The sequence below is a fragment of the Streptomyces qinglanensis genome, assembly GCF_900111245.1.
GTDB classification, from domain to species: Bacteria; Actinomycetota; Actinomycetes; order Streptomycetales; family Streptomycetaceae; genus Streptomyces; species Streptomyces qinglanensis.
In genome coordinates, this window is record NZ_FOGO01000013.1 from 71384 (window position 1) to 92402 (window position 21019).

General features: G+C 73.1%; 19 protein-coding genes, 3 tRNA genes and 1 pseudogene. 17 read left to right on the forward strand and 6 right to left on the reverse strand.

All coding sequences use genetic code 11. The annotated features are described in order from the left end of the window. The 6 genes and pseudogenes from BMX65_RS24170 to BMX65_RS24195 all read left to right on the forward strand — a co-directional run. Positions 1-191 (forward strand): annotated as a pseudogene (locus tag BMX65_RS24170) (ATP-binding protein); the annotation flags it as partial. Between the two features lie 211 nt (positions 192-402). Further along, a complete protein-coding gene (locus BMX65_RS24175; protein WP_075002472.1) occupies positions 403-1185 on the forward strand; it encodes a fumarylacetoacetate hydrolase family protein in 783 nt (260 codons plus the stop codon). Further along, positions 1178-2665, forward strand: coding sequence for a glutamate--tRNA ligase (gltX, locus tag BMX65_RS24180; protein ID WP_075002473.1), 1488 nt, complete (start codon positions 1178-1180; stop codon positions 2663-2665). The genes BMX65_RS24175 and gltX overlap by 8 nt, the downstream gene beginning before the upstream one ends. Before the next feature lie 165 nt (positions 2666-2830). After that, positions 2831-2902 (forward strand) — tRNA-Gln (locus BMX65_RS24185). Positions 2903-2949: 47 nt separating this feature from the next. Beyond that, positions 2950-3022: transfer RNA gene (locus tag BMX65_RS24190), tRNA-Glu, on the forward strand. Positions 3023-3068: 46 nt separating this feature from the next. Then, a tRNA-Glu gene (locus BMX65_RS24195) sits at positions 3069-3141 on the forward strand. A 496-nt stretch (positions 3142-3637) separates the two neighbouring features. Here BMX65_RS24195 and ndgR read toward each other — a convergent pair. Further along, positions 3638-4360 carry an IclR family transcriptional regulator NdgR gene (ndgR, locus tag BMX65_RS24200; RefSeq protein ID WP_075002474.1) on the reverse strand — a complete coding sequence of 241 codons (723 nt, stop codon included), beginning with the start codon at positions 4358-4360 and terminating at the stop codon, positions 3638-3640. A gap of 166 nt (positions 4361-4526) precedes the next feature. Here ndgR and leuC point away from each other — a divergent pair, with 166 nt between their 5' ends. From leuC to BMX65_RS24220, 4 genes are all read left to right on the forward strand, one after another. Further along, positions 4527-5951 carry a 3-isopropylmalate dehydratase large subunit gene (leuC, locus tag BMX65_RS24205; RefSeq protein WP_075002475.1) on the forward strand — a complete coding sequence of 475 codons (1425 nt, stop codon included), beginning with the start codon at positions 4527-4529 and terminating at the stop codon, positions 5949-5951. Between the two features lie 30 nt (positions 5952-5981). Next, on the forward strand, positions 5982-6575 hold the full coding sequence (gene leuD, locus BMX65_RS24210; protein ID WP_075002476.1) for a 3-isopropylmalate dehydratase small subunit: 594 nt from the start codon (positions 5982-5984) through the stop codon (positions 6573-6575). 421 nt (positions 6576-6996) lie between these two features. Beyond that, positions 6997-7251, forward strand: coding sequence for an SCO5555 family protein (locus BMX65_RS24215; RefSeq protein WP_075002477.1), 255 nt, complete (start codon positions 6997-6999; stop codon positions 7249-7251). A 124-nt stretch (positions 7252-7375) separates the two neighbouring features. Continuing rightward, positions 7376-8023: an HU family DNA-binding protein gene (locus tag BMX65_RS24220; protein WP_075002478.1), complete on the forward strand. Its 648-nt coding sequence runs from the start codon at positions 7376-7378 to the stop codon at positions 8021-8023. A 794-nt stretch (positions 8024-8817) separates the two neighbouring features. On the opposite strand, the gene BMX65_RS24225 is transcribed toward BMX65_RS24220, so the two are convergent. Continuing rightward, positions 8818-9021, reverse strand: a complete 204-nt coding sequence (locus BMX65_RS24225) for a hypothetical protein (protein WP_075002479.1) — start codon at positions 9019-9021, stop codon at positions 8818-8820. Between the two features lie 9 nt (positions 9022-9030). Beyond that, positions 9031-9702, reverse strand: coding sequence for a 2-phospho-L-lactate guanylyltransferase (cofC, locus tag BMX65_RS24230; RefSeq protein ID WP_177214340.1), 672 nt, complete (start codon positions 9700-9702; stop codon positions 9031-9033). Between the two features lie 251 nt (positions 9703-9953). On the opposite strand from cofC, the gene BMX65_RS24235 reads away from it, so the two are divergent. The 3 genes from BMX65_RS24235 to BMX65_RS24245 all read left to right on the forward strand — a co-directional run bounded on the left by BMX65_RS24235 (position 9954) and on the right by BMX65_RS24245 (position 13073). Then, entirely contained in the window at positions 9954-10808 is an 855-nt protein-coding gene (locus BMX65_RS24235) for a lysophospholipid acyltransferase family protein (RefSeq protein WP_075002480.1), read from the forward strand. Continuing rightward, positions 10805-11839 carry an NAD(P)H-dependent glycerol-3-phosphate dehydrogenase gene (locus tag BMX65_RS24240; RefSeq protein WP_075002481.1) on the forward strand — a complete coding sequence of 345 codons (1035 nt, stop codon included), beginning with the start codon at positions 10805-10807 and terminating at the stop codon, positions 11837-11839. The genes BMX65_RS24235 and BMX65_RS24240 overlap by 4 nt, the downstream gene beginning before the upstream one ends. Before the next feature lie 97 nt (positions 11840-11936). Beyond that, the gene (locus BMX65_RS24245; protein ID WP_075002482.1) at positions 11937-13073 is read left to right on the forward strand and encodes a D-alanine--D-alanine ligase family protein; all 1137 of its coding nucleotides are present in this window, start codon (positions 11937-11939) and stop codon (positions 13071-13073) included. 124 nt (positions 13074-13197) lie between these two features. On the opposite strand, the gene BMX65_RS24250 is transcribed toward BMX65_RS24245, so the two are convergent. Both BMX65_RS24250 and BMX65_RS24255 read right to left on the reverse strand, forming a co-directional pair. After that, complete coding sequence (locus BMX65_RS24250) at positions 13198-13728, reverse strand: DUF3515 domain-containing protein (RefSeq protein WP_075002483.1); 531 nt, start codon at positions 13726-13728, stop codon at positions 13198-13200. A 26-nt stretch (positions 13729-13754) separates the two neighbouring features. Continuing rightward, the gene (locus tag BMX65_RS24255) at positions 13755-13988 is read right to left on the reverse strand and encodes an Lrp/AsnC family transcriptional regulator (protein WP_019355801.1); all 234 of its coding nucleotides are present in this window, start codon (positions 13986-13988) and stop codon (positions 13755-13757) included. Between the two features lie 313 nt (positions 13989-14301). Between BMX65_RS24255 and BMX65_RS24260 the strand changes: the two genes are divergently transcribed. Next, entirely contained in the window at positions 14302-15270 is a 969-nt protein-coding gene (locus BMX65_RS24260) for a thiamine-phosphate kinase (protein ID WP_075002585.1), read from the forward strand. Positions 15271-15283: 13 nt separating this feature from the next. Beyond that, positions 15284-16102, forward strand: a complete 819-nt coding sequence (thiD, locus tag BMX65_RS24265) for a bifunctional hydroxymethylpyrimidine kinase/phosphomethylpyrimidine kinase (protein ID WP_075002484.1) — start codon at positions 15284-15286, stop codon at positions 16100-16102. Positions 16103-16372: 270 nt separating this feature from the next. Here thiD and rpmB read toward each other — a convergent pair whose 3' ends face one another. Beyond that, complete coding sequence (rpmB, locus tag BMX65_RS24270; RefSeq protein ID WP_016470082.1) at positions 16373-16558, reverse strand: 50S ribosomal protein L28; 186 nt, start codon at positions 16556-16558, stop codon at positions 16373-16375. A gap of 308 nt (positions 16559-16866) precedes the next feature. Between rpmB and BMX65_RS24275 the strand changes: the two genes are divergently transcribed. Both BMX65_RS24275 and recG read left to right on the forward strand, forming a co-directional pair. Then, positions 16867-18630 (forward strand): DAK2 domain-containing protein, encoded by a 1764-nt coding sequence (locus BMX65_RS24275; protein WP_075002485.1) that lies wholly within the window; start codon positions 16867-16869, stop codon positions 18628-18630. A 147-nt stretch (positions 18631-18777) separates the two neighbouring features. Next, on the forward strand, positions 18778-20982 hold the full coding sequence (gene recG / locus BMX65_RS24280) for an ATP-dependent DNA helicase RecG (RefSeq protein ID WP_239502229.1): 2205 nt from the start codon (positions 18778-18780) through the stop codon (positions 20980-20982). Positions 20983-21019: the final 37 nt, after the last annotated feature.

Genomic DNA, 21019 nt, shown 5'->3' on the forward strand with positions numbered 1-21019 from the left:
GCGGGCTGCCGTTCGTGATCGCGCTCAACGGGTTCGACGGGCATCAGCCCTACGCACCCGAAGAGGTCCGCGAAGCCCTCCAGATCGGCCCCGACGCGCCCATCATCACCACCGACGCGCGGCACCGCGCGGACGCCAAGAGCGCGCTGATCACCCTGGTGGAGCACGCCCTGATGGCGCGCCTGCGCTGAGCACCGCGCTCCGCGGCGGGCATCCGTCCGGCGGGACGCGGCTGCGTCCCGCGGGCCGGCCGGTCCGGCGGAGCCCTCCCGCGCCGGGCGTCGACGGCTCCGCGGGGCGGAGCCGGGGGCGGCCGGGAGCCGGGAGAACCCGTCCCCGGGCCCTGCGACCGGTGGAATACGCTGGGGGTCTCAGCCATCGGCCCCGCAGCGAAGGACCCCTGTGCGCATCGCAAGATTCTCCCTGGACGGAACCGTAGGGTTCGGCGTCGTCGAGGGCGAGCCCTCCAGCCCGGAGGGCCCCGTCCTGGACATCATCAAGGGCCACCCCTTCGCCGAGTTCGAGCGCACGGGCCAGAAGCTGCCCCTGAGCAAGGTCCGGATCCTGCCGCCGACCCTGCCCAACAAGGTGGTCGCGGTCGGCAGGAACTACGCCGAGCACGCGAAGGAACTCGGCAACGAGGTCCCCGAGGTCCCGGTCACCTTCCTCAAGCCGTCCACGTCGGTGATCGGCCCGAACGACCCCATCGGCTACCCGTCCTTCTCGAACGAGGTGCACCACGAGGCGGAGCTGGCGGTGGTCATCGGCCGGCTGTGCAAGGACGTGCCGCGCGAGCGCGCCAAGGACGTCATCCTCGGCTACACCTGCGCCAACGACATCACCGCGCGTGACGTGCAGCGCACGGAGAACCAGTGGGCCCGTGCCAAGGGCTTCGACGGCTCCTGCCCACTGGGCCCCTGGACGGAGACCGAGCTGGACGCCGCCGACGTCGGCATCATGTGCACCGTCAACGGCGAGCAGCGCCAGTTGGGCCGCACCAGCGAGATGATCAGGCCCGTGGAGGACCTGATCGTCCACATCACCCAGGCCATGACTCTGCTGCCGGGCGATGTCATCCTCACCGGCACCCCCGCGGGGGTCGGCCCCGTGAACGTCGGCGACGAGGTCGCCGTCACCATCGAAGGAATCGGCACTCTCACCAATAAGGTGATCAAGCGTGACTAACGCGACCGCGGACACGGACGTCCGCGTACGTTTCTGTCCCTCCCCGACCGGTAACCCCCACGTGGGTCTGGTCCGTACCGCCCTGTTCAATTGGGCGTACGCCCGGCACACCGGCGGCACCCTGGTCTTCCGGATCGAGGACACCGACGCCGCGCGGGACTCCGAGGAGTCCTACGAGCAGCTCCTGGACGCGATGCGCTGGCTGGGCCTCGACTGGGACGAGGGCCCGGAGGTCGGCGGCCCGCACGGCCCCTACCGGCAGTCCCAGCGGACGGACAGCTACGCGGACATCGCGCGCAAGCTGCTGGAGGGCGGCTACGCCTACCCGTGCTACTGCACGGCGGAGGAGCTCGACCAGCGCCGCGAGCAGGCCCGCAAGGAGGGCCGCCCCTCCGGCTACGACGGCCGCTGCCGCGAGCTGACCGGCGAGCAGATCGCCGACTACGAGGCCGAGGGGCGCAGCCACGTCGTCCGTTTCCGGATGCCGGACGAGCCGATCACCTTCACCGACCTGGTCCGCGGCGAGATCACCTTCCAGCCGGAGAACGTCACCGACTACGGCATCCTGCGCGCCAACGGCGCTCCGCTGTACACGCTGGTCAACCCGGTCGACGACGCCCTGATGGACATCACGCACGTGCTGCGCGGCGAGGACCTGCTCTCCTCCACGCCGCGGCAGATCGCGCTCTACCGGGCCCTGACGGAGCTGGGCGTCGCCCGGCGCATCCCGGAGTTCGGGCACCTGCCGTACGTGATGGGCGAGGGCAACAAGAAGCTCTCCAAGCGTGACCCGCAGTCCTCCCTCAACCTCTACCGCGAGCGCGGTTTCCTGCGCGAGGGCCTGCTCAACTACCTCTCCCTCCTCGGCTGGTCGATCTCCGAGGACCGGGACGTCTTCTCGATGGAGGAGATGGTCGCCGCCTTCGACATCCGGGACGTCAACGCCAATCCGGCGCGCTTCGACCTGAAGAAGTGCGAGGCCATCAACGCCACGCACCTGCGGGAGATGGCGCTGAAGGACTTCGTCGCGGCCTGCGAGCCGTGGCTGAAGGCCCCCTACGCGCCCTGGGACGAGGCGGACTTCTCCCGGCAGGCGTTCGAGGAGCTGGCGCCGTTGGCCCAGACCCGGCTGACGGTCCTCTCGGACATCACCGACAACGTCGACTTCCTCTTCCTGGAGAAGCCGGTCGAGGACGAGAAGTCCTGGCAGAAGGCGATGAAGGAGGGCTCGGCCGACCTGCTGCGCACGGCCCGCGCCCGGCTGGACACCGCCGACTGGCGGTCCGCCGAGTCGCTCAAGGAGGCCGTCCTGGCCGCGGGGGAGGAGCACGGGCTGAAACTGGGCAAGGCCCAGGCGCCGGTGCGGGTGGCCGTCACCGGCCGTACCGTCGGCCTGCCGCTCTTCGAGTCCCTCCAGGTGCTCGGCAAGGACCGCACCCTGGAGCGCATCGACGCGGCCCTGGCCAAGCTCGGTTCGTAGCAGCCGAGGTGGGGACGGTGCACCGGAGCGGGCGCCGGGAACTCGTTTTGGAGCACCGTCCTCGATCAGGTAATGTTCTGTCTGTCGCCGAACGGGGCAGGCCGAAAAGGCCGGAACCGCACGGCGGCCACCCAGACAAAATCCCCCCGGGGGGTTGCGTTTCGGTGGGCTATGGTGTAATTGGCAGCACGACTGATTCTGGTTCAGTTAGTCTAGGTTCGAGTCCTGGTAGCCCAGCAAGATCCGCGTTCTGTTCGGAAGCGTTCATGTTCTGCGAGATCGAGGCCCCCGTTGTGTAGCGGCCTAGCACGCCGCCCTCTCAAGGCGGTAGCGCCGGTTCGAATCCGGTCGGGGGTACGGATTCCGTCCGGAGTCGGCAGACCCGGGTGGGATCACAGATAGGGCCCCCGTTGTGTAGCGGCCTAGCACGCCGCCCTCTCAAGGCGGTAGCGCCGGTTCGAATCCGGTCGGGGGTACTCGATCACGAAGGCCCCGCACCTCACGGTGCGGGGCCTTCGTCGTGCCGTATCCGGTCCGCTCCCGGCCCCCGACCCGGCGGCCGGACTGCTCGCGAGCAGGGCCGTCACCAGCGATCCGCGCGAGTACGCGGTGATCCAGTACGGGGAGTCGACGGAGAAGCCGCCGCCTGCGCCGCCGACGCCGGGCCTACGCACCGGCTCCCCTGTGCCGCCTTCGGCCGCCGGGCCCAGGACGGCAGGGGTGCGGCCGGGAGCCGGCACGCGACGTACGCCGTGTCCGCCGGGGTGCACGAGAGCGTCTACGCCGCCATGCCGCCATGCCGCCATGCCGCCATGCCGCCCTGCGGGCCGGCGGCCGCCCGCGGAAGCGCGCCCGTCGGACGACAGCGGGACCGCGCCGCTCAGCGGCTGTCGGCCGCCTCCGGCGGAGCCTGATCCGCCGGAGACCGCGGGCGGCGCGGTGGACCGGGGCGCCCCGCGGCGTCCCGGCGGATCAGATCCCGCCCGGCCGCCGCAGCGACTCGCTGAGCCGGGTCGCCGCGTCCACGATGGCCTGGGCATGCATCCGGCCCGGGTGGCGGGTGAGCCGCTCGATGGGCCCGGAGACGGAGACCGCGGCCACCACCCGGTTCGAGGGGCCGCGCACGGGCGCCGAGACGGACGCCACCCCCGGCTCCCGCTCGCCGATCGACTGCGCCCAGCCCCGGCGCCGCACCCCGGACAGCGCGGTGGCGGTGAAGCGGGCGCCCTGCAGTCCGCGGTGCAGCCGCTCGGGCTCCTCCCAGGCCATCAGGATCTGCGCGGCCGAGCCCGCCTTCATGGGCAGGGTGGAGCCGACCGGCACGGTGTCCCGCAGCCCGGAGAGGCGCTCCGCCGCGGCCACGCAGATGCGCATGTCGCCCTGGCGGCGGTAGAGCTGCGCGCTCTCGCCGGTCACATCGCGCAGGTGGGTGAGCACCGGGCCCGCCGCCGCCAGAAGCCGGTCCTCGCCCGCCGCCGCGGCCAGCTCGCCCAGCCGGGGACCGAGGATGAACCGGCCCTGCATGTCGCGGGCCACCATGCGGTGGTGCTCGAGAGCCACCGCGAGCCGGTGCGCCGTGGGGCGCGCGAGACCGGTCGCGGAGACCAGCCCGGCGAGGGTGGCCGGACCGGACTCCAGAGCGCTCAGTACCAGAGCTGCCTTGTCGAGAACGCCGACGCCGCTAGAGTTGTCCATGCGTCGATACTCACGTCTCAAACTGTGAAACGCAAGTTCAATTTTCCCGGCGAACCGCCAATCTTGAAGGACGGGCCGCCGCTGCGCGGGGGTCCCCCGGCCGCAGGCCGGGGGAGGTACTGATCTCGACATGTGGTCGGCGGCGCTGCCGACCGAAGGGAATGCGATGGGACGCACACTCGCGGAGAAGGTCTGGGACGACCATGTCGTCAGGCGCGCGGAAGGCGAGCCGGACCTTCTCTTCATCGATCTGCACCTGCTCCACGAGGTGACCAGCCCGCAGGCGTTCGACGGGCTCCGCAAGGCGGGCCGTGCCGTGCGGCGGACGGATCTGACCATCGCGACCGAGGACCACAACACCCCCACCCTCGACATCGACAAGCCGATCGCCGACCCGGTCTCCCGGGTCCAGTTGGAGACGCTGCGGAAGAACTGCGCCGACTTCGGCGTGCGGCTGCACCCGCTGGGCGACGTCGAACAGGGTGTCGTGCACGTGGTCGGGCCGCAGCTCGGCCTGACCCAGCCCGGCACGACGGTGGTCTGCGGGGACAGCCACACCTCGACGCACGGCGCGTTCGGCGCGCTCGCCTTCGGCATCGGCACCTCCCAGGTCGAGCACGTGCTCGCGACCCAGACGCTGCCCATGGCGCCGTTCCGCACCATGGCGGTCACCGTGAACGGCGAGCTGCCCGAGGACGTCACCGCCAAGGACCTGATCCTGGCCGTGATCGCCAGGATCGGCACCGGTGGCGGGCAGGGGTACGTGATCGAGTACCGCGGCGAGGCCATCGAGAAGCTGTCGATGGAAGCCCGCATGACCATCTGCAACATGTCCATCGAGGCGGGCGCCCGAGCCGGGATGATCGCCCCGGACGAGACCACCTTCGCCTACGTCCAAGGCCGCGAGCACGCCCCCCGCGGCGCGGACTGGGACGAGGCGGTCGCCTACTGGAAGACGCTGCACACCGACCAGGACGCGGCCTTCGACCACGAGGTGGTCATCGAGGCGTCCGAACTCGCGCCGTTCGTCACCTGGGGCACCAATCCCGGACAGGGCGCGCCGCTGTCGCACGCGGTGCCGGACCCGGCCTCCTTCGAGGACGCCAGCGAGCGGTACGCCGCGGAGAAGGCCCTGGACTACATGGGACTGCGCGCCGGGCAGCCGCTGCGCGAGGTCGCCGTCGACACCGTCTTCGTCGGCTCGTGCACCAACGGCCGGATCGAGGACCTGCGTTCGGCCGCCTCGGTGCTGCAGGGGCGCACGGTGGCCGACGGCGTCCGGATGCTGGTCGTGCCCGGCTCCGTACGGGTCGCCCTGCAGGCCGTCGAGGAGGGGCTGGACGCGGTGTTCACCGCCGCCGGGGCCGAGTGGCGGCACGCGGGCTGCTCGATGTGCCTGGGGATGAACCCCGACCAGCTCCAGCCCGGTGAGCGCGCCGCCTCCACCTCGAACCGCAACTTCGAGGGCCGCCAGGGCAAGGGCGGACGCACCCATCTGGTCTCACCCCAGGTGGCGGCGGCGACGGCGGTACTGGGCCACCTGGCCTCGCCCGCCGACCTGGCCGATGTACGCGAGCCGGCCGCGGTCTGACGGTCCGGGAAGCTCAAGGGAGAAGCACTGATGGAAGCCTTCACCACACACACCGGCCGGGCCGTCCCGCTGCGCCGCAGCAACGTCGACACCGACCAGATCATCCCGGCCCACTGGCTCAAGAAGGTCACCCGCGACGGCTTCGAGGACGGTCTCTTCGAGGCATGGCGCAAGGACCCGGAGTTCGTCCTCAACCAGTCCGCCCACCAGGGGGGCACGGTGCTCGTCGCCGGCCCCGACTTCGGCACCGGCTCCTCCCGGGAGCACGCCGTCTGGGCGCTGCAGAACTACGGCTTCAAGGCCGTCGTCTCCTCCCGGTTCGCCGACATCTTCCGGGGCAACTCGCTCAAGAACGGCCTGCTCACGGTGGTGCTGCCGCAGGAGACGGTGGAGGAGCTGTGGCGACTGGCCGAGGCCGACCCGGCCACCGAGGTGACCGTCGACCTGGTCCGGCGCAAGGTGCTGGCGCCCGGCGTCGACGCGGACTTCGAACTGGACGAGAACGCCCGCTGGCGCCTGCTGGAGGGGCTGGACGACATCAGCCTCACCCTGAAGAACGAGGAGGCCATCGCGGAGTTCGAGAGCTCCCGGGCCGCCTTCAAACCGCGCACGACGGCTGCCTGACCTGCCCGCGCCCTGTCCGGCGCCGCAGGGCTGAGCACCCCTCAAAAAGCGCTCTCCGCGCCCCCGCCGCATCTGGCGGGGGCGCGTTTCTGTTGTGCGGCGGGGGCGCGGCGGGGGCGCCGCGGGTGTACGGCGGGAGGGGCACCGGCCGCCCGGCCGGGAGGTGCGGCTCCCTCGGCGCGCCGCCACCGCCCTGCGCCACGTGTGCGCACACACGTGCGCTGACGAATGACGTGAATTAGTCTTGACGCAGGCTCCTGTCGCACTACGAAAGAGTGCTGTTCGCGACTCGCCCGCACGTTCCGCCGAGAGGTGCCAACACAGCCCCTTCCCGGCGGAGTTGGGGCCCACACCTGTTACGTCCCCGCCGCACGCTGACCCGCTGGAAGCGACAACTCACCCCCAATGGCACAATCACCGCATGGAACGCGACGGTCAACTGGAGCTCTACGACCGACTCGCCGCCCGACTGAAGGAGGCGCACTCGCGGGTGTGCTCCCCGCACATCCCGCAGAGCGCACGGGTGCCGCTGGCCCGGAAGCTGCTCGTGATCACCGCGGCTTCCAAGCACGATCTCGCCGGTGCCGAACGGCGTCTGGAGCGCCTGATGGCCGACATCGGCGAGGGGCGGTTCAGCGCCGCGGCAGGGGACGTACGCACGGACGGAACTCCGTGACGGGCGAGTTCGTTGCGGCACAAGGGTGATTCGCCCGTTTCGTGTTTGATTTGCGGTATATATCTGCCTAGCGTGCGAAAAAGCTGAACACATTCGTTCCGGCAATGTCTCCGAAGGGGAAGACGTGAACAAGGCGCAGCTCGTTGAAGCTATCCAAGATGACCTCGGTGGACGCCAGCAGGCCGCGGACGCGGTCGATGTAGTCCTGGACGCGATCGTTCGTGCGGTCGTCGCCGGTGAGCGAGTTTCGGTCACCGGCTTCGGCTCTTTCGAGAAGGTCGACCGCCCGGCCCGGTACGCCCGCAACCCGCAGACCGGCGAACGGGTGCGGGTGAAGAAGACCTCCGTGCCGCGCTTCCGCGCCGGTGCCGGATTCAAGGACCTGGTGAGCGGCGCGAAGAAGCTCCCCAAGAACGACGTCGCGGTCAAGAAGGCCCCCAAGGGCAGCCTCTCCGGTGGCACGGCCACCAAGAAGGCCACGGCCAAGAAGGCGGGTGCCAAGAAGGCGGCGGCGAAGAAGACCACGGCCAAGAAGGCCACGCCGGCGAAGAAGGCGGCACCGGCGAAGAAGGCCACGGCCAAGAAGACGGCGGCGAAGAAGGCACCGGCGAAGACCGCCGCGGCCAAGAAGACCACCGCCAAGAAGGCACCGGCCAAGGCCACCACGGCCAAGAAGGCCCCGGCGCGCAAGAGCACGGCCAAGAAGGCCCCCGCGCGCAAGACCGCCGCCCGCAAGACCACGGCCAAGAAGACCACCTCGCGTCGGCGGTGAGCCGCGTACCGCGGTTCGTCCGTACGCGACTCGCCCCCCGCGGTTGAGCGGGGGAAACGATCCCTCCCGCCGGCGGCGCACGCCACCAGCGGCGAGCGGACCACGCGGCCGTGCGCCGCGACGCCAGCGCCGGGCCGGGCTCCCTCGGGGGAGCCCGGCCCGCGGCGCGTCCGCTGCCTGTCGCCCCCGGCCGGCCGGTTCCCGGTCCCTGGCCACGGGCTGTGGGTTCCCGGCCCCTGGCCCCCGCCTGCGGGCTCCCGGCCCCGTGACATACGGCCGCCGCCCCTGGTCGGCCTGTTCCCGGCCCCGGCCCCGGCCCCGGCCCCGGCCCCGGCTCCCTGGTCTGTCCGCTCCGCTACCGGCTCCGGCCTGTCGCCTGCACGCCATCGGCCTGGCGGTTCCCGGCTCCGGCTCCCGGTCTGCCGGTCTCCGGGCCCCCGCCCTCTCGGCTCCGGTCCACGGGCTCTGGGTTCACGGCCCGTGGCCCCACGGCCCGTCCGACGACCCTGGAGCCACGACACACGGCGCCGGGCCCCAGACCCCGTCAGCGGCTGACGGGGCGACCGGACAGCGACCGCTCCCGGCGCGACGGGCGTGCGCACTCCGAGGCATGTCCCTCACCACCGGCAGCACCACCGGCAGCACCACCGGCAGCACCACCTGCAGCACCGCCCACGGCACAGCCGACAGCGCCCGCAGCGGTGCAGAGGCCGCGCGAGCGGGCCGCGGCGCCCCGTGTGCTCTCCGCGGGCATTGAGGGCATCCCCCGCCGGGCCGGCGCCGGGGAGCGCCCGCTACAGGGTCTGCAGGGTCACCACGGTGATGCGGCGTGCGTCGCCCTCGCCCTCGGTCTCGATCCGCACCCGCTGGCCGGGGCGGAGCAGCAGCAGCCCGCCCGCGTCGAACGCGGGGGCCTCGAAGGGGAGCGGTGTGCCGTCGTCCAGCAGCACACTGCCGGACCGGGACGCCGGATCGTAGGTGTACGCCGTGGCCTGCATACCCGCAGCCTAGCGGCCCGGGTCCGGGACGGGTCCGGCGAGCAGCGCCGCGGTGAAACCGCCCACCCCCAGGGCGTGCGCCGCGGCCAGGTCCGCGGGCGTGTCCACGTCCTGCCGCACACTGGGCACCCCCGTCACCGGCAGCTCCGCCGCCCCCGAAGCACGGTGCCGCGCCCGGGAGAGGCCGCCGAAAGCCGGGGAAAGCGGGGTCCGGGGAAGAGCGGTCAGCAGCGTGGTGCCGATTTCCGCGGCGTCGGGAAGAAAAGCGCGCGGAAATCCGGCCGCCGTATTCAGGGCCCGCTCCAATTCCGCGGGCCGCAGTGCCGGCAGGTCGGCGTTGAGCGCGGCGACGGCGGCGCCGGGGTCCGCTGCGCGGGCGGCGGACGCTCCGTGCGCGAGCGCGGCGTTGAGCCCTCCGCCCGGCGGGTCCGGCACCGTGCCGGCGCCCAGGGCGCGCAGTTCGCCGGTGGCCAGCGGATCGTCCGTGACAACCACCACACCGCTCACGACCCGGCAGGCGAGCGCTGCCGTGACCGTGTCCTGCGCGAACGCCAGCGCGAGGGCGGGCAGCGCCGGGCCGTCCGGGACGCCCGCCAGCCGGCTCTTGGCCCGGGGGAGAGGCTTCAGCGGCACCACGAGAGTCCACGTCACGGGCGTCACATGTGGCTTCATCGACCCCATTCTCACCTGCTGCCCGAGCGGTCCGAGGGGGGGCGGGGTTACCGTGTGCCCTGCGGTCGGGCACGGACAGTGTGCTCGACAGCGAGGCAGTCCGCGGCGACACTTGTGCGGTTGTCGATGTGCCCCCAGAGGAAGGGCCCCACAAGGAGCCCCCTAAGGAGATGGTGTCCGGGTGTCCCGCCAAACCGTGTCCGCGCCGGGAGCAACCCCGCGACCACCTGCCGGAGAGGCCGGGCCGAAGGGGGCGCGCAGTGCCGGGGAGTGACGGCAAACCCAGGAAGATCGGCTTCTGGTACCGCCTGGCCGCGGTCCTGGCGAAACCGCCGCTCATCCTGCTCTTCAAACGGGACTGGCGCGGAATGGAGCACATTCCGCAGGACGGCGGCTTCATCACCGTCGTCAACCACAACTCGTATCTCGACCCGCTCTCCTACGCGCATTACCAGTACAACACCGGCCGGGTCCCCCGGTTCCTGGCCAAGGTGGGCCTGTTCAAGGGCGGCTTCGTGGGCGCCGTGATGCGCGGAACCGGACAGATTCCGGTCTACCGGGAGTCGGCGGACGCGGTGGGTGCCTTCCGGGCCGCCGTGGAGGCCATCGAGAAGGGCGAGTGCGTCGCCTTCTACCCCGAGGGCACCCTCACCCGTGACCCGGAGATGTGGCCGATGGCCGGCAAGACCGGTGCCGCCCGGGTCGCGCTGCTGACCAGGGCACCTGTCGTCCCGGTCGCACAGTGGGGTGCCAACCTCGCGATGCCGCCGTACGCCAGGGAGAAGAAGCTGCGGCTCTTCCCCCGCAAGACGCTCACCGTGCAGGCGGGCCCGCCGCTGGACCTCTCGGCGTTCTACGACCGGGAGCCCACCGCCGAGGTGCTCCGCGAGGTCACCGACGTCATGATGGACGCCGTCAGCGAGCAGCTCGCCGTCGTCCGCGGCGAGCCCGCGCCCGCGGAGCGGTACGACATGCGCAAGGCAGCGGCCCGCAGGCGGGAGCAGCGCGCCGTCCGGGAGGACCGGCAGGAGGCGCGCACCGCGGACGGACAGCACGAACCGGCCGGTGGGGCACCGGCCGCGGCCGAGGCGGCAGAGGGAGAGACGAACGCGTGAGCCGGCACGAGGGGCGGCAGCAGGAACGCCGGAGGAAGGCCGCCGTGTTCGGCACCGGCTCCTGGGGGACCGCCTTCGCGATGGTGCTCGCCGACGCCGGGGTCGAGGTGACCCTGTGGGGCCGCCGGGCCGAGGTCGTCGAGGCGATCAACACCACGCGCCGCAACCCCGGGTACCACCCCGGGACGGAACTCCCCGCCGGGGTGCGGGCCACCACCGACCCCGCCGAGGCCGCCCGGGACGCGGAGTTCACCGTCCTCTCCGTCCCCGCCCAGACGCTCCGCTCCAACCTGGAGTCCTGGCGGGAGCTGCTGCACCCCGGCACGGTGCTCGTCTCCCTGATGAAGGGTGTCGAACTCGGCACCGCCAAGCGGATGAGCGAGGTCGTCCAGGAGGTCGCCGGCGTCCCCGCCGAGCGGGTCGCCGTGCTCACCGGTCCGAACCTCGCCCGGGAGATCGCCGCCCGGCAGCCGGCGGCCGCCGTCGCCGCCTGCGCGGACGAGGAGGCGGCGCGGGCCCTGCAGAGCGCCTGCCACACCCCGTACTTCCGGCCCTACACCAGCACCGACGTGGTCGGCTGCGAGCTCGGCGGGGCCGTCAAGAACGTCATCGCACTGGCCGTGGGCATCGCCGACGGGATGGGCCTGGGGGACAACTCCAAGGCGTCGCTGATCACCCGGGGCCTGGCCGAGACCACCCGGCTCGGCCTGGCGATGGGTGCGGAGGCGCACACCTTCGCCGGCCTGGCGGGCATGGGCGATCTGGTGGCCACCTGCTCCTCGCCGCTGTCGCGCAACCACACCTTCGGCACCAACCTCGGCCGCGGCATGACCCTCCAGGAGACCATCGCGGTCACCGAGCAGACCGCGGAGGGCGTCAAGTCCTGCCAGTCGGTGCTGGACCTCGCCCGACGGCACGGGGTGGAGATGCCGATCACCGAGACGGTGGTGGAGATCGTCCACGAGGGCAAGCCCCCGCACGTGGCGCTCAAGGAACTGATGTCCCGCAGTGCCAAGGCCGAGCGGAGCTGACCGCACCGCGACGGTCCCGCGCGGGCACGTCCGGCACCCGGCGCCACGAGGGGCCGCCGCCTCGGCGCCGGGGGTACGACGCGGTAAAGTCCCAGCGATGAGCAGCCAGAGCCCCGCCCCCAAGCCCCGAGTCGCCGTCGTCTTCGGCGGACGCAACTCAGAGCACCAGATCTCCGTCCTCACGGCCGGCGCTGTGCTCGACGCCATCGACCGCGACAAGTACGAGGTGCTGCCCATCGGCATCACCGCGGACGGCCGCTGGGCCCTGGCGGCAGACGACCCGGCCCGGATGGCCCTCGAGGGCCGCGAGCTGCCCACCGTGGAGCGGGTCGCGGACTCGGACACCGGCGCCGTGCTGTTGCCGGTCTCGCCCGGCAGCCGGGAGGTCGTCCACACCGAACCCGGCCAGGTGCCCAAGGCCCTGGGCGAGATCGACGTCGTCTTCCCGGTCCTGCACGGCCCCTACGGCGAGGACGGCACCCTGCAGGGGATGCTGGAGCTGGCGGGGGTGCCCTATGTCGGCTCCGGCGTGCTGTCCTCCGCCGTCGGCATGGACAAGGACTACATGAAGCGGATCTTCGCCTCCTTCGGGCTGCCGGTGGGCCCCTACGTCACCGTCCGGCCCCGGGAGTGGGAGCGCGACCCCGCCGCGGCGCGCAAGAAGATCGTCGACTTCGCCTCCGAACAGGGCTGGCCGGTCTTCGTCAAGCCCGCGCGGGCCGGCTCGTCCATGGGGATCACCAAGGTCGCCGGCCTGGGAGAACTGGACGAGGCCGTGGAGACCGCCCGGCGCCACGATCCGAAGATCATCGTGGAGTCGCTGCTGCGCGGCCGCGAGATCGAATGCGGCGTCCTGGAGTTCGAGGACGGTCCGCGGGCCAGCGTCCCGGCCGAGATCCCGCCGGTCAGCAACCACGACTTCTACGACTTCGAGGCCAAGTACATCGACTCCGCCTCCGGCATCGTCCCCGCCCCGCTCAGCGCGGAGGAGACCGAGCGGGTGCGGGAGCTGGCCGTCCGGGCCTTCGAGGCCGCCTCCTGCGAGGGGCTGGTGCGGGCCGACTTCTTCCTGTGCGAGGACGGCGAGTTCGTCATCAACGAGATCAACACCATGCCGGGCTTCACCCCCATCTCGATGTACCCCCGGATGTGGCAGGAGGCCGGGGTCAGCTATCCCGAGCTGGTCGACCGCCTCATCCAGGGAGCCCTGCGCCGCCCCACGGGCCTGCGCTAGCCACCGGAGCCCGCCCCGCGGCATGCCGGTGCGCCCCCGGGCAGCGCCCCCGGGCAGCGCCGCAGGGGCCCGCGCACCCGGCGAGCCCGCAGGAGAGACACCGGGGTGTCCGGGGCCCGGGTGGTCAGTTCCCGGCGCTGTCCTCCGCCGCCCGCTCCGTGGGCACCGTGCGCTTGACGGCGCCCGCGAGATCGGGGAGCACCTCGGCCTCGGGCCCGTAGGCGCCGGGCACGGTCAACTCGACGTAGGCGACGCGGTCCGTCGTGGTGAAGCGGTATCCGTCGTCCCGCTTCTCGATCAGCCAGGAGACCCCGTTGACGTCGGCCGCCTCAGCGGTGGGGTTGTACTCTTCGGTACCGGGGGTGAGCACGGGGGGTTCGGGCACTCCGCAGCGCAGTGCGATGGCCGGATCGCCCCAGACGGCTGTGAAGTCGGAGACCTGGTCGGCCCGGCCGCGCCGCTGGTCGTGAACCCTTTCCGGCAGCGCGGCGTGCAGTGCCCGGCACACCTTCGCCGTCCTGCCGGACGGGCTGGGCGGGGTGGGGCCCGTCTCGCCGGTGACCGAGCAGGCTGCCGCGACCAGGGACGCCAGCGCGGCCACCGCCGCGAGCGGGGCGGTGGAGACGGAACGAGAGGAAGCAGTCCGGCGTCGCATACTCACCGGGCGAGCATACGGGGGACCTAGAGATGGACGATGGGGCAGGTCAGGGTGCGGGTGATGCCCTCGACCTGCTGCACCTTCGCGACCACCATGCGTCCGAGATCGTCCATCGTCTCCGCGCGGGCACGCACGATCACGTCGTACGGACCCGTTACATCCTCGGCCTGGATCACGCCCGGGATCTTGGAGACGATCTCTGCGACGGTCGAAGCCTTGCCGACCTCGGTCTGGATCAAGACGTACGCCTGTACCACGGAACCTCCTCGGGGGCTACGAGGATCATGCGGGGCGAGAGAGAAACGCCACCGTACCGCGTCACCTGCCCCGCCGGGAGACCACCGGGCTGCCCTCGTGGCGCGGGGCACCCGGGTACCGGCGGGAACAGCGGGAACCGGGGGGCCGCCGCGGCGCACCACGGGACCCGCATCCCGGGCGGGTGGACGAGGCACGGGAGTGCACGATGAGCGATGTGAGTGAAGGGGCAGAGCAATGCGGGATGTGAACGGCAGTACCGCGTCGGAACCCACGCCCGCGATGGAGGCCCCCCACGGCCCCGCGCGGGGGCGGATGCCGGGCACCGTGGGCGCGCTGGGGGAGTTCGGGCTGATCCGGGAGCTGACCTCCCGGCTGACCACCACCCCCGCCGTCCGGATCGGCCCCGGGGACGACGCCGCCGTGGTGGCCGCGCCGGACCGGCGGGTCGTGGCCAGCACCGACATCCTGCTGGAGGGGCGGCACTTCCGGCGCGACTGGTCGACGGCGTACGACGTGGGCCGCAAGGCCGCAGCCCAGAACCTCGCCGACATCGCCGCCATGGGCGCCGTCCCCACCGCGCTGCTGCTCGGCCTGATCGTCCCGGTGGACCTCCCGGCCAACTGGCCCACCGAACTGATGGACGGCATCCGCGACGAGGCCCAGGTCGCCGCCTCCGCCGTGGTCGGCGGCGACGTGGTGCGCGGCGACAGCATCGCCGTCTCCATCACCGCGCTGGGCGATCTGCGCAACCGGGAGCCGGTCACCCGCTCCGGGGCCCGGGCCGGGGACGTCGTCGCCGTCACCGGATGGCTGGGCTGGTCCGCCGCCGGGCACGCCGTGCTCTCCCGGGGCTTCCGCTCGCCCCGGGCCTTCGTGGAGGCGCACCGCAGGCCCGAGCCGCCCTATCACGCGGGACCCGCGGCCGCCGGGCTGGGCGCCACCGCGATGACCGACGTCAGCGACGGCCTGGTGGCCGACCTCGGGCACATCGCCGAGGCCAGCAAGGTGCGCATCGACATCCGCTCGGCCGACCTCGACGTCCCCGCGCAGATGGCCGACATCGGGCAGGCCGTCGGCGTCGACCCGCTCCAGTGGGTGCTGACCGGGGGAGAGGACCACGCCATCGTCGCGACCTTCCCGCGCGAGCAGAAGCTCCCCGCGCGCTGGCGCGTCATCGGCTCGGTGCAGGGCGCCTCCGCGCGGCCCCAGGTCACCGTGGACGGCGCCCCCTGGGCGAATGCGGGCGGCTGGGACCACTTCTCGCCCGACGCGGACCGCTGAGTACCGTCGCACCATGGACGATGTGAACCTCACCGGCAGCGGGCCGCCCCGGGTGCTGACCGTCGCCGGGTCCGACTCCGGCGGCGGCGCCGGCATCCAGGCCGACCTGAAGACCATGCTCGCGCTCGGTACCCACGGCATGAGTGTGATCGCCGCCGTCACCGCGCAGAACTCGCTCGGCGTGCAGGGGAGTTGGGAGCTGCCGCTGGAGGCGGTAAGGGCCCAGTACCGCAGCGTGGCCGACGACATCGGGGTGCAGGCGGTCAAGACCGGCATGCTGGCCTCGGCGCCCCTCGTGGAGACCGTCGCCGAACTGCTGGCCGGCACCGCGGCGCCGGTGGTCGTCGATCCGGTGGGCGTCTCCAAGCACGGGGACCCGCTGCTGGCCGGGGACGCGGTGGGCGCACTGCGCGGCAGGCTGCTGCCCGTCGCCACCGTCGTCACCCCCAACCTGGACGAGGTCGCGCAGTTGACGGGCATCGAGGTCACCGGCGAAGCGGGGCTGCGCGACGCCGCGACCGCCCTGCTGGAGCACGGACCGCGCTGGGCGCTGGTCAAGGGCGGCCATCTGCCCGGCGAAGCCGTCGACCTGCTGACCGACGGCACCGAGGAGCACTGGCTGCGCGCCCCCCGGCACGACAACCGGCACACGCACGGCACCGGCTGCACGCTGGCCAGCGCGCTCGCCTCGTACCTGGCCCGGGGGCTGCCGGTGCCGGAGGCCGCACGGGCGGCCAAGGAGTACACGACCGGCGCCATCGCGGCGGGCTTCGCGCTGGGTGCCGGACTCGGGCCGGTGGATCACGGGTGGCGGCTGCGCGGACGGGGCTGAGCCGCCGTCGCCGCCGCCCGGCCCCCGGGCTGCCGTGCCGCACCCCCGGGCCGTCCGGTGTGGCACCGGGAGCCCGGGGCGGCGCCGAGCACGGACCGGCCACCGGGAACGGGGAACGATGAACGGGGAACGCGGAACGATGAACGGGGAACGCGAAACGGCGAACGGTGAACGGGGAACGGGGAACACAAAGGGAACCGGCCCGCACGAGGCGGGCCGGTTCCCTTGTTCGGCTGTCGGCGTGAGCCGCGCTGCGTTACGTCGAGGACGTCAGCGCGACACCTTGCCGGCCTTGATGCACGAGGTGCAGGCGTTGAGGCGCTTCGGCGTCCCGCCGACCACGGCACGCACGCGCTGGATGTTCGGGTTCCAGCGACGGCGGGTGCGGCGGTGCGAGTGGGAGATGTTGTTGCCGAACTCCGGCCCCTTGCCGCAGACGTCGCAGTTCGCAGCCACGGGTCACTCCAAAGACTTCAGATGCACGTACGGTGAATCCCGGCGACGCAGACCAAGATGACCGGCTGTGCCAGGGGGATCGTCGCCCGCCGGAGAGAAAACGTCCGGACCAGGCAACCGGAGCAGCATACAACGGCCGGTCTCGAACAGCGAAACCCAGGCCCCCGCTCCGGTCCCGACCTGGGATTCCGTCCGGACTCCCACTAGCCTTCCGGCAGCGCCCCGCCCGGCGGACCGACCGGCCGGACACCGGCCGTCCGCCCCGGCTGAAGCACGCCGGCCGCAGCACTCTGGAGGAGGTCCCGCACGTGCCGCAACCGCTCGACGCCGCCGCGGTACGCCGCTGGTGCGCCCTGGGCCGGGAGGCGCTGCGCGCCCACTGCGCGCGGATGGACGCCATCAACGTCTTCCCGGTCGCGGACGGCGACACCGGCACCAACCTGTGCCTCACCTTCGAAGCCGCCTGCGAGGCGCTCCCGGCCCGCGACGGTGCAGGCGAGGCGGCGGACGGTGCGGCGGACGGGGAGCCGGGCGCCGGAGCCGTGCTGCGCGCCATGGCCCGGGCCGCGCTCCTGGCGGCCAGGGGCAACTCCGGGGCGATCCTCGCCGAGTATCTGCGCGGTATGGCGCAGGGCCTCGGCGAGGCGGACGGTCCCCCCGCCGAGCGGCTGTCCGATGCCCTCCGGGGCGGGGCGAGCGCTGCGTACGCCGCCGTCGCGCACCCCGTGGAGGGGACGATGCTGACGGTGGCGGAGGCCGCCGCCGCTGCGGCCGAGGCCGGGGACGACCCCGTGGCCGCGGCGCGGCGCGCGCTGGACGCCACCCCCGACCGGCTGGAGGCGCTGGCCCGGGCCGGTGTGGTGGACGCGGGCGGACTCGGGCTGACCGTGCTGCTGACCGCGCTGTGGGCGGCACTGGGTGAGCAGGTACCCGGCGGGGAACCCGCCGCGGCCACCGGAGAGCCGTCCGCGGCCCCTGCCGGCCCGGTCGCTCCGGGGGCCTCGGCCGCCCCAGCGGCCCTTCCGGCCGACGGCTCGCCGCAGCCGCCCTTCCGCCCGGAGTTCGAGGTGATGTACCTGCTGGCGGCCGAGGACCCCGCGGCCGTCGACGCGCTCCGGGCCCGGCTGGACCCGCTCGGCGACTCCCTGGTCGTCGGCGGCGGGGAGGGCCTGTGGAGCGTCCACGTGCACGTCGCCGACGCCGGAGCCGCCGTGGAGGCGGGCCTGGCCGCGGGGCGCCCGCACCGCATCCGGATCACCCACCTGCCGATGGCCGGGGCCGGGGACGGGGCGCCGGGCGGACCGCGGTGCGCCGCGGAGGGGCCCGAGCAGGGCCCGGACCCCGGAGCGCGGGCCGTCGTCGCCGTCGTGCCGGGTGAGGGGCTGGCCGCGCTGTGCCGGCGGGCCGGCGCCGCGGTGCTGTCCGCCATCGACGCCGCGGCCGCCATGGGGGGCGCGGACGACGTGCGTGCTGTGGGTGCCGTTGGCAGCGTTGGCAGCGTTGGCGGCATTGGCGAGGGAGCGCTGGTGGCGGCGGTGCGGGCGACCGGAGCCGGCGAGGTCGCGCTGCTGCCCAACGACAGCGGACTCCACCCCGTGGCCGCCCGGGCCGCCGACACCGTCCGGGCGGCCGGCATCCGGTGCGCCGTCATCCCCACCCGCGCCGCCGTCCAGGGCCTGGCGGCCCTGGCCGTGCACCAGCCGGACCGCCGCTTCGACGAGGACGTCGTCACCATGACCTCGGCCGCCGGGGCCACCCGGTACGCAGAGGTGACCGTCGCCGAACGCCGCTCGTGGACCAGCGCCGGGATCTGCCAGGCGGGCGACGTGCTCGGCCTGGTGGACGGCGACGTCGCGCTGATCGGGAGCGGGACCGAGCGGGTCGCCACCGAGGTGCTCGACCGGATGCTGGCGGCGGGCGGCGAACTGGTCACCCTCGTTCTCGGCGCGGACGCCCCCGCGGGGCTGGCAGCGGCGCTGGAGCGCCATGTACGCGAGTGCCACCTGGCCGTCGACACCGTCGTCCACGAGGGCCGGCAGCACGAGGCGGAGCTGCTGATCGGGGTCGAATAGCCGCCACAGTCCGCGCTCCTGGCGCGTGGCACCGGCCCTGTCACCCCCGTCCGGCAGGATGGAGCCGTGCCCTCGACAGAAACCAGGCGAAGCGAACCCCTCCAGGAGCCGCTGAAGGCGCTGCTCGGCGGAAACACCGCGAAGGCGATGTCCGAGCACCTCGGGCTGCGCACGGTCGGCGACCTGCTGCACCACTACCCGCGCCGGTACGCCGAGCGCGGCGAGCTGACGCGGCTGTCCGAGCTGCCGCTGGACGAGCACGTCACCGTCGTCGCCCGGATCCACGACGCGCGCGTGCACAAGTTCAACCACGGTCGGGGCCAGCGTCTGGAGGTCACGCTGACCGACGGCAGCGGCCGGCTCCAACTCGTCTTCTTCGGCCGCTCGGTCCACTACCACCAGCGGCAGCTGCTGCCCGGCAAGCGCGGCCTGTTCGCCGGGAAGGTCGGGGTCTTCAACCGCAAGCTCCAGCTCTCCCACCCGGACTACAAGCTCCTGGACGAGGAGAGCGACGAGCAGACCGTCGCGCGGTTCGCGGGCGCCGTGCTGCCGCTGTACCCGGCGTGCAAGCAGCTCTCCTCCTGGAACATCGAGCAGTCCGTCGGCACGGTGCTCGACGCGCTGGAGGCCACCGCCTGGCAGGGCCTGGCCGACCCGCTGCCCGAGCCGCTGCGCGCGCAGCGCGGCCTCGTCCCGCTCGCCGAGGCGCTGGAGAAGATCCACCGGCCGAGCGGCAGGACGGACATCGCAGAGGCCCGCTCGCGGCTCAAGTGGGACGAGGCGTTCGTCCTGCAGGTCGCCCTCGCCCGGCGCCGCGCCAAGGAGACCGAACTGCCCGCCGTACCGCGCCGGCCGGCCGCCGGTGGGCTGCTGGACGCCTTCGACGCGCGGCTGCCGTTCACCCTCACCGACGGGCAGCACGAGGTCAGCCGGGAGATCTTCGCCGATCTGGCCACCGTGCACCCCATGCACCGGCTCCTGCAGGGCGAAGTCGGCTCCGGCAAGACACTGGTGGCGCTGCGGGCGATGCTCGCCACCGTCGACGCGGGTGGCCAGGCGGCGATGCTGGCGCCCACCGAGGTGCTGGCCCAGCAGCATCACCGGTCCATCACCGAGATGATGGGCGAACTCGCGGAGGGCGGCATGCTCGGCGGCGCCGAGCAGGGCACCAAGGTGGTGCTGCTGACCGGCTCGATGGGCACCGCGGCCCGGCGCCGGGCCCTGCTGGACCTGACGACCGGCGAGGCGGGCATCGTGGTCGGCACCCACGCGCTGATCGAGGACAAGGTGGGCTTTCACGACCTGGGGCTGGTGGTCGTGGACGAGCAGCACCGGTTCGGCGTCGAACAGCGGGACGCGCTGCGCTCCAAGGGCGGCCACGCCCAGGGGGAGAAGCGCACTCCGCACCTGCTGGTCATGACCGCGACCCCCATCCCCCGGACCGTCGCCATGACCGTCTTCGGCGACCTGGAGACCTCCGTACTGGACCAGCTCCCCGCCGGGCGGTCCCCGATCGCCACCCATGTCGTCCCGGTCAGGGACAAGCCGCACTTCCTCGCCCGCGCCTGGGAGCGGGTGCGCGAGGAGGCGGAGGCGGGCCACCAGACCTATGTGGTCTGCCCCCGGATCGGCGACGACGAGGACGCGGGCGGCAAGGCCGGCGGCCGCAGACGGGCCGCCGACGAGGAGGAGCCGGGCGGTTCCGCGGAGGACGAGGGCGCCGACAGCGAGGAGAAGCGTCCGCCGCTGGCCGTCCTGGACGTCGCCGAGCAGCTCGCCTCCGGTCCGCTGGCCGGACTCCGGGTGGCGGCCCTGCACGGGCGGATGCAGCCGGAGGCCAAGGACGAGGTGATGCGGCGGTTCGCCGCGGGCGAGGTGGACGTGCTGGTCGCCACCACCGTCATCGAGGTCGGGGTGAACGTGCCCAACGCGACCGGCATGGTGGTCATGGACGCCGACCGGTTCGGCGTCTCGCAACTGCACCAGTTGCGCGGCCGGGTCGGCCGGGGCACGGCACCGGGGCTGTGCCTGCTGGTGACGGACATGCCGCAGGAGTCCCCCGCGCGGACCCGGCTGGAGGCCGTCGCGGCCACCCTCGACGGCTTCGAGCTCTCCCGCATCGACCTCGAACAGCGCCGCGAGGGCGATGTCCTGGGCCAGGCGCAGTCCGGCGTGCGCTCCTCGCTGCGGATGCTCGCCGTCATCGACGACGAGGAGATCATCGCCGCGGCCCGCGACGAGGCCACCGCGTTGGTCGCGGCCGACCCGGAGCTGGCGGACCATCCCGAGCTGCGCACCGCGCTGGACGCGCTGCTGGACGAGGAGCGGGAGGAGTACCTCGACAAGGGCTGACCGAGGCCACGCGGCGCCGGACCCCGCATGGGATCCT